Source organism: Mumia spirodelae (genome assembly GCF_050632745.1).
Classification (GTDB): Bacteria; Actinomycetota; Actinomycetes; order Propionibacteriales; family Nocardioidaceae; genus Mumia.
The window spans coordinates 521,945-537,025 of sequence record NZ_JBODSD010000001.1; the positions used below are offsets into that span (position 1 = coordinate 521,945).

General features: G+C 73.3%; 10 protein-coding genes. 6 read left to right on the forward strand and 4 right to left on the reverse strand.

The features are described from left to right. Positions 1-38: 38 nt before the first annotated feature. The 5 genes from ACQSSQ_RS02590 (at position 39) to ACQSSQ_RS02610 (ending at position 8,141) form a co-directional block, all read left to right on the forward strand. The gene (locus ACQSSQ_RS02590; RefSeq protein ID WP_431325468.1) at positions 39-1,355 is read left to right on the forward strand and encodes an FAD-binding oxidoreductase; all 1,317 of its coding nucleotides are present in this window, start codon (positions 39-41) and stop codon (positions 1,353-1,355) included. A gap of 115 nt (positions 1,356-1,470) precedes the next feature. Next, entirely contained in the window at positions 1,471-4,161 is a 2,691-nt protein-coding gene (locus ACQSSQ_RS02595; RefSeq protein ID WP_431325469.1) for a glycoside hydrolase family 3 protein, read from the forward strand. Positions 4,162-4,220: 59 nt separating this feature from the next. Further along, positions 4,221-4,868, forward strand: a complete 648-nt coding sequence (locus tag ACQSSQ_RS02600) for a class I SAM-dependent methyltransferase (protein ID WP_431325470.1) — start codon at positions 4,221-4,223, stop codon at positions 4,866-4,868. A 205-nt stretch (positions 4,869-5,073) separates the two neighbouring features. Beyond that, positions 5,074-7,743, forward strand: coding sequence for a right-handed parallel beta-helix repeat-containing protein (locus tag ACQSSQ_RS02605; protein ID WP_431325471.1), 2,670 nt, complete (start codon positions 5,074-5,076; stop codon positions 7,741-7,743). A gap of 17 nt (positions 7,744-7,760) precedes the next feature. Further along, positions 7,761-8,141 carry a hypothetical protein gene (locus ACQSSQ_RS02610; RefSeq protein ID WP_431325472.1) on the forward strand — a complete coding sequence of 127 codons (381 nt, stop codon included), beginning with the start codon at positions 7,761-7,763 and terminating at the stop codon, positions 8,139-8,141. On the opposite strand, the gene ACQSSQ_RS02615 is transcribed toward ACQSSQ_RS02610, so the two are convergent. After that, positions 8,138-9,346, reverse strand: coding sequence for an MFS transporter (locus ACQSSQ_RS02615; RefSeq protein ID WP_431325473.1), 1,209 nt, complete (start codon positions 9,344-9,346; stop codon positions 8,138-8,140). The two genes, ACQSSQ_RS02610 and ACQSSQ_RS02615, sit on opposite strands and share 4 nt — an antisense overlap. A gap of 64 nt (positions 9,347-9,410) precedes the next feature. Here ACQSSQ_RS02615 and ACQSSQ_RS02620 point away from each other — a divergent pair, with 64 nt between their 5' ends. Beyond that, positions 9,411-9,800: a VOC family protein gene (locus ACQSSQ_RS02620; protein ID WP_431325474.1), complete on the forward strand. Its 390-nt coding sequence runs from the start codon at positions 9,411-9,413 to the stop codon at positions 9,798-9,800. Positions 9,801-9,819: 19 nt separating this feature from the next. Here the strand turns inward: ACQSSQ_RS02620 and ACQSSQ_RS02625 are convergent, their stop codons facing one another. The 3 genes from ACQSSQ_RS02625 to ACQSSQ_RS02635 all read right to left on the reverse strand — a co-directional run bounded on the left by ACQSSQ_RS02625 (position 9,820) and on the right by ACQSSQ_RS02635 (position 15,063). Then, on the reverse strand, positions 9,820-10,791 hold the full coding sequence (locus ACQSSQ_RS02625) for a GlxA family transcriptional regulator (protein ID WP_431325475.1): 972 nt from the start codon (positions 10,789-10,791) through the stop codon (positions 9,820-9,822). A gap of 65 nt (positions 10,792-10,856) precedes the next feature. Next, on the reverse strand, positions 10,857-11,579 hold the full coding sequence (locus tag ACQSSQ_RS02630) for a sortase domain-containing protein (RefSeq protein ID WP_431325476.1): 723 nt from the start codon (positions 11,577-11,579) through the stop codon (positions 10,857-10,859). A 40-nt stretch (positions 11,580-11,619) separates the two neighbouring features. Next, entirely contained in the window at positions 11,620-15,063 is a 3,444-nt protein-coding gene (locus tag ACQSSQ_RS02635; protein WP_431325477.1) for a bifunctional proline dehydrogenase/L-glutamate gamma-semialdehyde dehydrogenase, read from the reverse strand. Positions 15,064-15,081 lie beyond the last annotated feature (18 nt).

Below are 15,081 nucleotides of genomic sequence, written 5' to 3' on the forward strand. Positions count from 1 at the left end.
CACCTGCCAGAGCCGACCGAGCGCGAGGAGCGGGGCCGATGACCGAGACCGGACCACCGACGACGATCACCGACGACCGGGTCCTGCGTCCAGGCGACGACGGGTACGACGCCGCGCGCCAGGTGTGGAACGCGATGGTCGACCATCGTCCCGCGATGATCGTGCGCTGCCGCGAGACGAGCGACGTCGCCGCCGCCGTCCGGCTGGCGCGGAGCGAGGGCCTCGAGATCGGCGTCCGCTGCGGCGGTCACAGCGTCGTCGGGCACGCGGTCCCCGACGGCGGCCTGATGATCGACCTGACGCCGATGCGCGGGGTGCGCGTCGCTCCGCGGCGCCGGCGCGCGTGGGTGCAGGGCGGGGCGCTGCTCGGTGCGCTCGACGCGGCCACCCAGCCGTACGGCCTGGCGACGACCGCCGGCAACGTCTCCCACACGGGCGTCGGCGGGCTCACGCTCGGTGGTGGGATGGGATGGCTCGCGCGCAAGCACGGGTTGACCTGCGACAACCTCGTGTCGTGCGAGCTGGTCACGGCCGACGGAGACGTCGTGCGCGCGTCCGAAGACGAGAATCCCGAGCTTTTCTGGGGTCTGCGGGGCGGCGGCGGCAACTTCGGCATCGTCACGGAGTTCGAGCTGCGGCTGCACGAGACGGGCACGCGGGCGCTGAGCGTCGAGCTCGACTTCGCCGCCGGCGGCGCGGCGCCGGCCATGGCGCGGTGGCGCGACCTGAACGCGACCGCGCCGCGCGAGGCGACGTACGCCGCGACCGTCTACGACTCGGTGGTGACGCTGGGCTTCGTGTGGATCGGCGACCCGGCGGCCGGGCGGGAGCACGCGCAGGTGCTCGATGCCCTCGGCCCGCCGCTCGACCGGCGCGTCGTCGAGATGGCGTACGTCGACCTCCAGCGGCGCGAGGACACGCTCGAGGGCCACGCGCTGAGGCGCTACTGGAAGGGTCACTACATCCGCGAGCTCCCTGACGCCGCGATCGAGGTGCTGGTGGCCCAGGACCCGACGGTCGCGGCCAGCGTGCAGGCCTACGGCGGCGCGATCGCGGAGGTGCCGGACGACGCGACCGCGTACAGCCAGCGCGATGCCGCGTTCGAGTACGTCGCCGCGGTGCGCTGGACGGATCCGGCCGAGGACGAGGAGAGGATGGCTGCCGCCCGGGCGAGCGCGGCGCGCCTGGTGCCGTACGCGAGCGGGGTCTACGTCAACGTGCTCGGCGACGAGGGCGCGGAGGGCGTACGACGGGCGTACCCGCCGGAGAAGCTCGCGCGGCTGACCGCTCTGAAGGACGCGTACGACCCGGGGAACGTCTTCCACCTGAACCAGAACATCCCGCCGTCCCCCTAGCCCGGAGAAGGTTTGCCGCCTCCCTCCGGGGGAATCGGACGTTTCGGACAGAGTGTGACTCGGATCACATCCCGTACCCCGTTCGTCCTTTCCCTCCAGGAGCTGGGAGTACGCCATGAGCAAACCCGCTACGAAGCATGCCCGCCGCCGATTCCGAGGCCTCGTGGCCGCGGGTCTGGCGGCCTTCTTGGGCGCTGCGATGCTGTCGCCGTCCAGCGCGACGCTCCCCGCGAACGCCGCCGAGCGTCCGTGGACCAACCCGCGTCTGTCCCCGGACGCCCGCGCTCTGGCGCTCCTCGAGCAGATGACGCTCGAGGAGAAGGTCGAGCTGATGACGGGCGACCAGGGCGAGGCGCCGTCCGCCTTCTACAACGCGCCCATCGAGCGCCTCGGCATCCCCGAGCTGCGGATGGCCGACGCCGGCGGCGGCATCGCCGCCCGCGGCTGGACGCTCCCGGGCACCGGGGACACGGCGACCGCCTTCCCGGCCGGAGCCGCACTCGGCGCGACGTGGAACCCGCGGCTCGCGCGCCGCTACGGCCGCGCGGTCGCCGACGAGGCCAAGGCCACCGGCCACGCCATGCTCCTCGGACCGGGCTCCGACATGGGACGCCAGCCGTTCTGGGGACGGATCGCCGAAGGGATGAGCGAGGACCCGCTGCTCACCTCCGAGCTCACGACCCCGTACGTCGCTGCCGTCCAGCGGCAGAACGTCATCGCCAACCTCAAGCACTACGCGGGTTACACCCAGGAGGTCGACCGCGGCAACGCGCAGGACAGCATCATCGATCCGCGTGCGCTCCGGGAGGTCTACACCGCCCCGTACGCCGACGCGATCGAGAAGGCCGACCTGGGCTCCGTGATGTGCTCGTTCAACGAGGTCAACTCCGTCTTCGCCTGCGAGAACGACCTCCTGCTCGACACGATCCTTCGTGACGAGCTCGGCTTCACGGGATTCGTGATCACCGACTTCGGGGCCATCCACTCGACCGAGCCGTCGATCCGCGCCGGCACGGACATGGAGACCGGCACCGCCGCCTTCTACGACGGCGCTCTGCTCGCCGCCGTCCAGGACGGCACCGTCCCCGAGGCCCTCGTCGACCGCTCGGTCCTGCGCATTCTGCGGACCATGTTCGCGATCGGCGTCTTCGACCACGACTACACCATGTCGGCGATCCCCGTCGCCGCCCACGGCAGGCTCGCCCGTACCGTCGAGGACGAGGCGGTCACGCTGCTCAAGAACGACGGCACCCTCCCGCTGCGACGGCGCGTCCGCTCCGCCGTGGTGATCGGCGCCGACGCCAACGTCACCGGCAGGCTCGGCGGATCCTTCGCGGTCCAGCCGACGTACCAGGTCAGCCTCGTCGACGCGATGCGCGACCTGGGCCGCCGCACCGGGCTGCGGGTGCGCTACGCCCCGGGCAACGACACCGTGAACGGTGCCTCGATGATCGAGACGGCGGACATGACTGCAGTGCCGTCGACGGTCCTGACGCCGGAGTCGGGGTCGGGCAACGGCCTGACCGCGCGCCACTACGGCAACACGACGTTCTCCGGTGATCCGGTGACGCGCACCGAGGCGCAGGTCCTGTACGACACCGGCTTCACCTCCGGCGTCCCGGCCTTCGCCAGCCTCTACTCGTCGCAGGTCCCGCCCGTGCCCGACGTCAGCGGCACCGGCGTCGCGGCCGGGCAGTCCGTCACGTACACGGGCACCCTGACCGCGCCGGCGACCGGGGACTACCGTCTCGGCCTGACCGGATGGGGCGACGCGAAGGCGTTCCTCGACGGCGAGCAGATCATCGACATGACCGGCGCCGACGGTCGGCGTGCCGTGGAGGCCACCGTCTCGCTCACGCGGGGCCAGTCGTACGACCTGCGGATCGAGTACGCCGCGACGCATCCGCTCGTCGCACTCCAGCCCGGCACGCTGCTGCTCCAGTGGAGCCCGCCGCGCCAGGCCGTCTCCCCGCGGATCGCGCAGGCGGTCCGGGCGGCACGACGTGCCGACGTCGCGGTCGTCTACGCCCGCACGTACGAGTCCGAGGAACGCGACCGGGTGTCGCTGAAGCTGCCGCAGAGCGCGGACCGGCTGATCTCGGCCGTCGCCGCGGTCAACCCGCGCACCGTGGTGGTGCTCTCGTCCGGCGGTCCCGTCACGATGCCGTGGCGCAACCAGGTCGAGGCCGTCGTGCAGTCGTACCCCGGCGGTCAGGAGGAGGGCTCGAGCCTCGTCCGGGTCCTGTCCGGCGCGGTGAACCCGTCCGGGCGGCTCCCGATGACCTACCCGGTGAGCGAGCAGCAGCTTCCGCCGGGGATCTCCAACCCGTGGGACAGCATCGGTGACACGCGGGTGGAGTTCAGCGAGGGCGTCAACATCGGCTACCGCGGATACCTCGCGTCGGGCACCCGGATGCTCTACCCGTTCGGCTACGGGCTCTCGTACACGACGTTCGCCCACCGGCGCCTCCAGACCGGGACGCTGCGGGCGGCAGGTACGCGCGAGCAGACGACCGTCCGCGTCCGGGTCCGCAACACGGGCCGGCGGACCGGGGCCGAGGTCGTGCAGGTCTACGCGGGCAGGCTGCCGGGGCTGGACGCACCGGCGCGCAAGCTCGTCGGCTTCGCGAAGGTGACGCTCCGACCGGGCCGGGCAGCCTGGGTGCGAGTCCCTGTCTCGCGCCGCAGCCTGTCGTACTGGAACGACGCGACGAGCTCGTGGGTGACGCCGCGAGGTCGGGTGCCGATCCTGGTCGGCACCTCGGCGCGTGACATCGCGCTGCGCGGCACGATCACGGTGCGCTGACCACCGCTGACCGTATTCCGGCAGGCCGTGGCCGGTGGGTCCTCCTAGACTCATCGGCCATGGCCGAGCCGGACTTCCTCACGCGCACACGCCACGCCTACGACACCATCGCCGTCCCCTACGCGGAGTGGATCCGCGGCCTGATGGCGGCGAGCCCGTGGGACCGCGCCGTGCTCGGGGTGTTCGCCGAGCGGGTCGCCGGCCGAGGGCGCGTGCTCGACGCCGGGTGCGGACCGGGTCGCGTCACCGCGCACCTCGCCTCGCTCGGCGTCGACGCGGAGGGTCTCGACCTGAGCCCGGCCATGGTCGCGATCGCGCGGGCGGATCACCCCGACCTGCGGTTCGAGGTCGGAAGCGTCACGGAGCTGCCGTTCGCCGCAGAGTCGTACGTCGGCGTGGTCGCGTGGTACTCGCTGATCCACGTGCCGCCGGAGGCGCTGCCGGCTGCTGTCGACGAGCTGGCGCGCGTGCTGCGACCTGGAGGCGTGATGCTCGCGTCGTTCCAGACCGGGGATACGCCGCGCCGGCGCACGGACATCGGTGGTCATGCGGTCGAGCTCGACTTCTTCCGCCCCGAGGTCGACGAGATCGTCGGCCTGCTGGACCGTGCCGGCCTCGACCTGGCGGCGACGACCGTCCGCTCCGCCGACGCGGACCTCGACGAGGGCGTGCGGCAGGCGTACGTGCTCGCGCGCAAGCGGGGCTGAGCCTTCGCCCGCGCGCGTGCGCGCCGGTCCGGGCGCACACTGGACTGCATCCGTCGTGACGCCGCGCCGATGGTTCGTCGTGCGAGCATGCGTCGAAGGTGCACGACCCCGCCAGGACGTCGCGACTTCTCTCTGCCTCCGGGGCCGACCCGTGGTCGTGCTGAGGCAGGAGTCAGCTGCGAACGCCTTGGAAGGAATGGTCTCGATGGCACGGACAGGAGGCCGTCGACACCCGGCGGCGACATGGATCATCGCGTCGGGCCTCGTGCTCGGCGCCGGAGGAGTGGCGGAGGGCGCGACCGTCGAGGCGACGCCGGCCGAGCGGAGGTCGTCGAGCGTCGTGTCGGCGCGAGCACCGGGTGCTGTGCGGACCGAGGCGCAGCTCCGGGCGGCATGGGCCGATCCCGTGCGACGTCGCATCGACCTCGGCCGCGACATCGTCCTCCGTGACTGCGACGTGGGCGACCCGATCCGGGAGTCGCCGTTCCCCTTGGTGCTCGACGGGCACGGGCACAGTGTGCGGCAGTCGTGCTTCGAGAAGCGGGTGCTGCGCCAGGACGGCACCGGCCGGCTCGACCTGCGCCGCATCACGCTCACCCGAGGCGGGTCGGACGGACCCGGAGCCGCCCTGACCTCGCGCGGGGAGATCAGCCTGTCCGACTGCAAGATCCTGCAGAACCTCGCCGAGGAACCCGGCGGCGGCGTCTTCTCGATGCGCCGCGTCACGGCGCGTCGGTGCCACATCAACGGGAACCTCGCGAACGACGACGGCGGCGGGATCTACGCACGTCGCGGCGGCGTGCAGGTCTACGACTCGGTCCTCAGCGCGAACCTGGTGGACGGCTCGGGCGGCGCGATCGGGTCCACCGGCGACATCCTCGTCGTGCGTTCGCGGATCGACGGCAACACCACGGACGGTGACGGCGGCGCGCTCTATGCCGACGAGGACGGTGATGTCACCGTGATCGACTCCCTGATCGACGGCAGCGACGCCGACGGTCCGGGTGGCGCGATCTTCACCCTCGACGGCGACGTCGCGGTGATGGGCTCGACCCTGATCGGCAACCGTGCGGACGACCGTGGCGGCGCGATCTCCGGAGAGTCGGACGTCCTCCTCGTGAACTCGACCGTCGCGCGCAACCTCGCCGTCGCCCATGTCGGGGGCGGGGTCTGGGCGCGCGGCGACCTGGCACTGATCAACTCCACCGTCACCAACAACTACGCCGAGGGCGCGGGCGGAGGCGTGCTCTCCGCGGGGCGTACGACGCTGATCTCGTCGACGATCACCAAGAACATCGGCTCGGTCGCGGGGGACGTCGGGTCTGTGGGCCCGATGACCGCCTTCGCGACGATCATCGGGCCTCCGGCGTGGGAGGGCGTCACCGGTGACACCATCCCGACCCGCCGCAGCTGTCGGGTGTACGACCAGGTCTCCTACGGCCACAACCTCGTCGCCGACCCCTCCTGCGGCCTGCGTGCGGCCACCGACGCCACGGCGCCCGACCCGCAGCTCGACCAGCTCGAGGCCGATCCGCTCGGCTTCGTCCTCACGCCGCGCCCCGGCAGCCCGGCGCGCGCGAGGATCCCCGCGGGCGCCTGCCGCGGCGTCCTGCCGAGCCGGCTTCCGGCGGGCCACCTGCTCGCCGGCAGGGTCAGCTGGCCACTGGTCCTGGCCCACGACGCCGTCGGCAACCCCAAGGGCGTCGGAGGAGCGGCGTGCGACGTCGGCGCCGTGCAGTCCCGACCGACCCCACTCCCGACCACACCGACACCCGCAACCACCGCTCCCCGCACGACACCGACCGCGGCGACGGCAGGGGGAGCCACTGCGTCGGCGGTGCGCCGTGCGGGAAGCCCGGTGGCCCGGACGGCGTCCCGGCCGCCCACGCGCTCGGTCTCGCTCCGGCGGGCCGCGCCACTGCGTGAGCGCCCGTCGGTGCGTACGGCGCTGGCCCGGCTGCGCACACGCCTGCGCACCCTCGACCGCGACTCCCGCCGGTTCGACGCGCTGATGCGCTGTACGAGGAGGATCGGCATCGCCCGGGCGGGCGGCCGCGGCGGACGTGCCGGATTCCTGTACGACGAACGCGACGGCACCGGCGTCGACGTCAAGCGTGCGCTGGTCCGCCGGGCGAACCCGACGTGGCGCCTGCTCAGCCTGCGGACGTCGCGGCGTTGCCTCAGCGCCGCCCCCGATCCGAACGGTTCCGGTGACGACGCGCGGGTCGTCCGCGGCACCGCCGGCAAGGGAGGCGTCAAGGCGCTGCGACGGCAGCTGCGGCGTCTCGAGCGGATCGAGGAGCGGGTCGAGGACCGGACCGAGCGGTTCGACGCCTGGGAGTCGTGCCTGGCGTGGCTCCCGGTCACCGAGCAGGGCGACGGCGCCCAGAGGCTCGGCTACCGGCTCGACCCCCGGGTCGCTGCCGGAGGACGGGCGTACGCCGCGGGGATCGACCTCGACGGGAGCGAGTGGGACGACCCCGACTACCAGATCCTCGCGGTCCGACCGAAGCGCCGGGGCTGCGGCAAGGGTCCCGGCGAGTCCGCCGACCGTGTCGCCCGCCGGACCGGCGGCGACGCGCTCCGCGACCTTCGGCAGGACGTCCGCTCGTTGCGGGAGGACGTGGAGGACCTGCGGGAGCCGGTCGGCGACATCACCCGCTTCGACGAGTGCATGTTCACGGTCGGGATGCGTCAGTCCCGCGGCTACCTCTACCGCAGCGCCTCAGGGCGTGTCACTCGGCGCCCGGTGCTCTCGTTCGACCTGAGCAGCGGCACCAGGGCGCCGCGTCTGAACGTGATGGCGTTCCCGGGCGAGGAGCCGCCGCAGATCGAGTGCAACGAGGACGCGGGCGGCCAGGAGACCGACGAGTAGGTGGCTACGCTGCTCCCATGCGGACGATCACGCCATCGGCGACGGACGAGGTGACGTACGCCTGGTTCGTCGAGGTCCTCGCCACGTTCGGAGGCGCGGTCGAGGTCGAGGCCGACCTGATCCAGGTCGATCTCGACGACGGCATCTCCGAGGAGGAGTGGGGCGACTTCGACGAGGTCGGGTTCACCCCTGTGCTGGTCTCGATCAGCCGGACCGACCTTCGGCTCTACCTCGACACCCGTGGGTGGTCGGCCTCCGCGGTCCAGGACGACCTCGGTCCGCTGCTCGACACGGCGGGACGCGACGACCGGTTCGTCGTCTTCCACGCGGGCGCCTTGAGGAAGTCGGTACGCCGGGAGCTCCCGCCGCGGACCCGCCTCCGTCGGGTCGAGCGCTAGGCCCGCCGCCGCCCCTCGAGCACTCCGGCCAGCGCGACGACCACCAGGCCGGCCGCCGGGACGACGAGCAGTCCGACCCGGAGGCTCGTGGCGTCCGCGACGAGCCCGACGAGCGGCGGAGAGGCGAGGAAGCCGATCCGCATCAGCCACGTCAGCAGCGTGAGGCCCGTGCCCGGCTTGAACCCGGGCAGCTCGTCCGCGCCGTGCATCGCTGCCGGGATGAGCGTGGCGACGCCGAAGCCCGCGGCCGCGAACCCGGCGATCGTGCCGGGCACGGACGGGAAGGCGAGCGCGGTCCCCATGCCGAGCGCGGTGATGAGCCCGCCCACCCGCGCGACGGTGCGCTGCCCGAACCGGTCGACGAGGCGGTCGCCGATGATGCGCCCGACGAACTGTGCTCCGACCAGCGCGACGTACCCGAACGCCGCGATCGACCCGGCTGCGCCGAGGGAGCCGTTCAGGTAGACCGCGGCCCAGGTGCTGCCCGCGTCCTCGACCAGGGCGCCGGCGATGCCGATGAGGACCAGGGCGACGAGCACCAGGATCGTCCGAGGCGTCGGGCCGGTCGACGAGCGGCGCCTGCGCGTGGACGGCTCACCGCGCTCGGCGGGCTCGACCGGCTCGATCGGGTCGGCCTCGGGCCCCGAGAGGAGGAACGGGTACGCCGCGACGGCCACCGCCGCGAACAGGGCGGACGAGAGGCCGAGGTGCACCGCGGGGGACAGTCCCAGCGCGACCGCCCCGGCGCCCATCAGACCACCGAGCACCGCCCCGGCCGACCAGATGGCGTGGAAGGCGTTGAGGATGGACCGGCCGTAGCGGCGCTGCACGCGCAGACCGTGCGCGTTCTGGGCGACGTCGGTGATCGCGTCCATCGCACCGAGCAGGAACAACGCGCCCGCGAACGCGGCCAGGCTCGGCGACAAGCCGACGGCGAAGGCCCCGACGCCGGTGAAGATCGTGCCGACGACCGCGACGCGCGAGGACCGGAACCGGCGGATAAGGACGCCTGCGGCGAGCCCCGCCACCAGGGCGCCGACCGGGAGCGCGGCGATCGCGAGCCCGTACGAGGCGTTGGTGAGGTCGAGCTCGGCCTTGATGCCGGGGTAGCGCGGGAGCACGTTGGCGAAGATCGCGCCGTTCGTGAGGAACAGCGCGGCCACGGCGACCCGGGCACGGCGGAGCGTCTGGTCGGGGGCGGTCACCGCACGACGGTACAGGCGAAGCACGGCAGCGCCGAAATGCGGCGTCGGACGTACGGTGTCGGATGTGGCAGATCGTCTCTTCGTCTCGCTCAGCTACGCCGACGCCCCGGCGGCGATCGGTTGGCTGGAGGCGGTGGGATTCACGCTGGTACGACGGCAGGACGACGGTGAGCGGGTCGTGCACGCCGAGCTGCGTCGGGGAGACGCCGTCGTCATGGTCGCCAGCGACGACGCGCCGTACCAGCGCGCTCCGCTCGTGGGACGTTCGACCGGGCTCGGTCTCTATCTGCTCGTCGACCAGGTGGACGAGGTGTTCGACGCCGCCGTCCGCGCCGGTGCGGACGCCGTCATCCCGCCCGAGGACACCGAGTGGGGGACGCGTCGGGCGCGGGTGGTCGACCCGGGCGGTGTCGAGTGGAGCTTCGGCACCTACGAGCCCGGTGCGCAGTGGTGAGTGCGGCGTACGCCCGCGGTCAGGAGGCCCGACGTCGCATCCGGGCCCGGTACGCCGACGGGGTCGTGCCGTGCCGGCGCACGAACGCCTGACGCATCACCTCGGCCGACGCGAACCCGCACCGCCGCGCGACGACCGAGAGCGGTTCCGTCGTGGACTCGAGCTGCCGCGCCGCCTCCTCCAGCCGCACGTTCCGGACGTACTGGGCAGGCGTGGTCCCGACCTCGGCGGCGAACACCCTCCCGAGATGACGCACGCTCACTCCGGCGACGTCGGCGAGCGTGGTGGCGTCGGCCGGTGCGGCGAGGTCGGCGGTCACGTGCTCGGTGACCCGGCGGACGACAGTGTTGTCCGAGGCCGGCGTGGCCGTGTGGATGCTCACCTGTGACTGGCTCCCCGGACGCTGCAGGTACGTGACGAGGCTCCGGGCGATCGTCCGCGCGAGCTCCGAGCCGTGGTCCTCCTCGATGAAGGCGAGGGTCAGGTCCAGCGCGCTCGTGACGCCCGCCGCGGTCGAGATCGCGCCGTCACGGATGAAGATCGGCCCCGGGTCCACGACCACCTCGGGATGCCGTCGCGCGAGCCGTGCGGCGTACTCCCAGTGCGTGGTCGCCCGGCGTCCGTCGAGGAGGTCCGCAGCGGCGAGGACGGTCGCCCCGGTGCAGACGGAGGCGGTCCGGCGCGCACCGGCCGCGAGCCGGCGCACGTGGTCGCGGACGAGGGGGCTCTCGGCCGCGCGCTCGTGCCCGATGCCGCCGGAGACGATCAGCGTGTCGACGGGAGTGGTGACGCACTCGAGCGCGCCCTCCGCAGCGAGCTTCAGCCCCGACCCGCAGACGATCGGGAGCGCGCCCGGCGAGACCACGCGCGTCCGGTAGGGCACCTCGACCGCCCCGATGGTGTTCGCCATCATCAGCGGCGTCGTGATGCACGCGATGTCGAGGAGCTCGGCGTTCTCGTACGCCACGACGACGACGTTGCGTTCGGCCATGCTCGAGTCTAAGGCCGAACGGCGGGGATCCCAGGATCTCGGACAGGCGAGGCCGGGGTGACGCGTCAGGCGGGCTCGGTCCGGACCAGCACGCCGATCTTGTCGATGCGGTGCTCGGGATTGTCGAACCGGTCGGCCCAGTAGTTGCCCGCCGCGTGGTCCTCGGGGGTCGCGCAGGTCGACAGCGTGATGAAGGCGCGGTCGGGCGTACGGCCGGGGTGGCCCGGGACGGCGGCGCGCTGCTCGGCGAGCGAGCCCGCCGAGCGGAACGACGTCGTGCGGGTGCTCACGATCGCGTACGTCCAGCGCGTCCCGCCCGCGGTCACGTGCACGCGGTCCCCGCGCGCAAGGTCGGGCAGGTCGAGGAAGGCGCGCGTGGACGAGAGGCGGTGCGCGGTGACCTGGTAGTTGCCGATGCCGCCCGGTCCGGTGCCGCCGCGGGGCCCGTACGGGCTGGCTGCGCGGCCGCGGTTCTGGATCCGGGTGCCGGCGGCGTCGTCGGTCTTGCCCCGGTACGCGATCACGCGCAGGTCTTGGACGCCGATCGCGGGGATCGAGAGGAGCGCGTCGCGGGGAGGGGAGGGCGTGACCGCGACGGGCTTCGGTGGGGGCGTGGGCGCAACGGACGGCGCGGGCGCCGACGCGGTCGGGACCGCCTCGACCGGCGGGGCGGAGGTCGTCTCCTCCGCCGGGTGCGGGGCCGGCGCACGCTCGACCGGTGGGGCGCCGCCGCAGCCTGCGAGCAGGAGCGCGGCGCCCGCACCGCCGACGAGCGCGAGCCGGAGCATCCTTCGACGGTACCCGCGGCCTGCCGCCGGGTCGCCCGGGTCAGCCGCCGACGGGCAGGACGTGGTCGGTCAGCCCGTCGAGGGTGCCGAACCGGTGGGCGGTCATGCTCACCGCCTGCTCGTGCAGGAACGGCAGCAGCTCGACGCGACCTGCCTCGGTGACGGGGTGCCCGTACACCGCGAGGTCCGGTCGTCCTCCCGTCGCCCGCGCCAGCTCGCCGGCATCGCCGCCGACGAGCCGCACCCGGCCGGCGGGGAGCTCGGCAGCACGCTCGAACCACGCATCGTCGGACTCGACCACGACCGACGTGCGCGCGCTCCCGAACGCCCGTCGTACCGGCTCGGGCAGCGCGACCGCGGAGCTCACCGAGACCGTCGAGCACGCCACCGCTCCGGCCGCGACGACGCGGAGGAGCTCGACCAGCGGACGCTGCCCGTCGTAGCGCACCGTGACCGGCACAGGCAGGTGCCGCAGGACGTTGCGCTCGTACGCGATCCCGGTGACGTCCGTGGGACTGCCGAGCTCGGTACGCCAGGCGGCGGCGTCGCTGCGCAGCGACCGCTCGAGCCGCGCGAGGTCGGCCGCGTCGGTCCCGACAGCAGAGGCGGCCTCGACGAACAGCAGCTGCTCGGTGAGCAGCGGGTCCGTCGCCGTCGCCTCGGCCGACTCCCAGTCGACAAGTCCGTGGAGATAGCTGGGGCCGCCGGCCTTCGTCCCGGCACCGACCGCGGACCGCTTCCACCCGCCGAACGGCTGCCGCCGCACGATCGCGCCGGTGATTCCCCGGTTGACGTAGAGGTTGCCGGCCTGGACGCCGTCGACCCAGGTGGCGATCTCGTGCGGGTCGAGCGAGTGCAGGCCCGCGGTGAGGCCGTACGCCGGCGCGTTCTGGAGGGCGATCGCATCCTCCAGCGTCTCGGCCGTCATGATGCCGAGCACGGGGCCGAAGAACTCGACGAGGTGCGTCTCCGACCCCGGTGCGACGCCGACCTTCACCCCGGGCGACCAGAGACGGCCCGTCGCGTCGAGCTGCTGCGGCTCCACCAGCCACGACTCGCCGGTCTCGAGCGACGTCAGCGCGTTCAGGAGCTTGCCGTGCGCCGGCTCGATGACGGGTCCTACCTGGGCGGCGGCGTCGGTAGGGTAGCCCACCTTCAGCGACCGTACGGCGTCGGCGAGCTGCTCGCGGAAGCGGCGGGAGGTCGCGACCGGGCCGACGAGGATGGCCAGCGAGGCGGCGGAGCACTTCTGACCGGCGTGCCCGAACGCGGACGCGACGACGTCCTTCACCGCGAGGTCGAGATCGGCGCTCGGCGTCACCACGATCGCGTTCTTGCCGCTGGTCTCGGCGAGCAGCGGCAGGTCGGGGCGGAACGTCCGGAACAGCCGGGCGGTGTCGTACGCGCCGGTGAGGACGAGGCGGTCCACCCGCGGGTCGGACACCAGCCGGCGGCCGAGGTCGGACTCCTCGACGTGGACGAGGTGCAGCACCTCGCGCGGCACGCCCGCCGCCCACAGCGCCTCGACGACGAGCGATCCGCACCGCTGCGCCTGCGGTGCCGGCTTCACGACGACCGACGACCCCGAGGCGAGCGCGGACAGCATCGACCCGGCCGGGATGGCGACGGGGAAGTTCCACGGCGGGGTCACGACGGTCAGGCCGACCGGGACCGGTCGCGCGCCGTCGGTGCGGTCGAGCAGCTCGGCCGACTCGGCGTAGAAGCGGGCGAAGTCGATGGCCTCGGACACCTCGGGATCGCCCTGGTCGAGGGTCTTGCCGCACTCCGCGGCCATCACCTCGAGGAGCTCGGCCCGGCGACGCTCGAGCTCGGCGGCGGCGCGCCGGAGGACTTCGGCGCGACCGGCACCGCCCCGCGCTGCCCACGACGGCTGAGCGTCGACGGCGCTGGCGAGGACGTCCTCGAGCACGTCGGCGGACGTGACCGTGTGGTCGCGGACGAGGTCCTCCCCTCGGGTCGTGGACGCCGCACGGGCGAGGATCTCGTCGGCCCACGCCCGGTTGCCCGGGAGCGCCGGGTCCGTGTCCGGGGTGTTGGCGAAGCCCGGGCCGGGGACCGTGACGGAGTCCGTACGACGGTCCTGGCGGCGGTGGGGTCCCGGGACGGTCGGGTCGAGCGCCTCGAGCGACGCGAGGAACCGCGACCGCTCCCGCGCGAACAGCCGCTCGTCGCTCCCGAGGTCGAACACGGCGGACATGAAGTTCTCCTGACTGGCGCCCTCCTCGAGCCGGCGGACCAGGTACGCGATCGCGGTGTCGAACTCCGACGCCCGCACGACCGGCGTGTAGAGGAGCAGCTCGCCGACGGTGCGGCGGACGGCCTCGGCCTGGCCCTGCGCCATCCCGAGCAGCATCTCGAAGTCGACGCCGTCGCGGACGCCGCGACGGCCCGCCAGGATCCAGGCGAACGCGACGTCGAACAGGTTGTGCCCGGCGACCCCGAGCCGGACGTTCGCGATGCGCCCGGGGTGCAGCGCGTAGTCGAGGATCCGCTTGTAGTGCGTGTCGGTCTCCTGCTTGGAGCCCCAGGTCGCGAGCGGCCAGTCGCGCACCGCGGCCTCGACACTCTCCATCGGCAGGTTGGCGCCCTTGACGAGGCGGACCTTGATGCCAGCGCCGCCACGCGCGCGGCGGCTCGCAGCCCACTCCTGCAGGTGCTCCATCGTCGCGAGCGTGTCCGGGAGGTAGGCCTGGAGCACGATGCCCGCCTCGAGCCCGAGCAGCTCCGGCTCGTCGAGGAGCCGCGTGAAGACCGCGACGGTCAGGTCGAGGTCGCGGTACTCCTCCATGTCGAGGTTGATGAACTTCTGCGGCGACGCCGCGGCGGCCCGACGGTAGAGCGGGCGCAGCTGCTCGACCACATGGTCCACCGTCTGGTCGAAGGCCCACGGCGAGTGCGGCGCGACCGTGGAGGAGACCTTGATCGAGACGTAGTCGACGTCGTCGCGGGCGAGGAGCCGGTGGGTGCCGTCGAGGCGGCGCGCCGCCTCGCCCTCACCGAGGACGGCCTCGCCGAGGAGGTTGACGTTGAGGCGTACGCCGCCGCTGCGGATCCGCGCGATCGCGGGCCCCAGGCGACGGTCGGAGGCGTCGACGACGAGGTGGCCGACCATCCGGCGCAGCACGCGCCGGACCACGGGGATGACCAGACCAGGGGCCACCTTCGCCGCGACCGCGCCGACCTTGACCGCGGCGCGCAGGTGCCAGGCCAGGAACCGCGGCAGGTCCTGCGCGAGCTCGGCGAACGCCTGCGCGGCCACCCGCGGGTCCTCGGGCCGGATCACGCCGTCGACGAAGCCGACCGCGAAGGGGAGGCCCTTGGGGTCCTTCAGCACGCCGGCGAGCTGCTCGGCCGAGCGGTCGGGCGGCACGTCGGCGGCGGTCGCCAGCCACTGCCGTACGAGGGTCTCCACCGCGCCGGGGAGGTCGGCGGCGTGGACGTCGGTCGGGGCTGGTGAAGTCATCGAGATCCGTCCAGAAGG

What these genes read in the sequence shown, in the direction of transcription:
- ACQSSQ_RS02610 (WP_431325472.1), top strand. Translation starts at nt 7,761, where the DNA reads ATGCGGACGATCACGCCATCGGCGACGGACGAGGTGACGTACGCCTGG.
- ACQSSQ_RS02605 (WP_431325471.1), top strand. Translation starts at nt 5,074, where the DNA reads ATGGCACGGACAGGAGGCCGTCGACACCCGGCGGCGACATGGATCATC.
- ACQSSQ_RS02630 (WP_431325476.1), bottom strand. Translation starts at nt 11,579, where the DNA reads ATGCTCCGGCTCGCGCTCGTCGGCGGTGCGGGCGCCGCGCTCCTGCTC.
- ACQSSQ_RS02590 (WP_431325468.1), top strand. Translation starts at nt 39, where the DNA reads ATGACCGAGACCGGACCACCGACGACGATCACCGACGACCGGGTCCTG.
- ACQSSQ_RS02595 (WP_431325469.1), top strand. Translation starts at nt 1,471, where the DNA reads ATGAGCAAACCCGCTACGAAGCATGCCCGCCGCCGATTCCGAGGCCTC.
- ACQSSQ_RS02600 (WP_431325470.1), top strand. Translation starts at nt 4,221, where the DNA reads ATGGCCGAGCCGGACTTCCTCACGCGCACACGCCACGCCTACGACACC.
- ACQSSQ_RS02625 (WP_431325475.1), bottom strand. Translation starts at nt 10,791, where the DNA reads ATGGCCGAACGCAACGTCGTCGTCGTGGCGTACGAGAACGCCGAGCTC.
- ACQSSQ_RS02635 (WP_431325477.1), bottom strand. Translation starts at nt 15,063, where the DNA reads ATGACTTCACCAGCCCCGACCGACGTCCACGCCGCCGACCTCCCCGGC.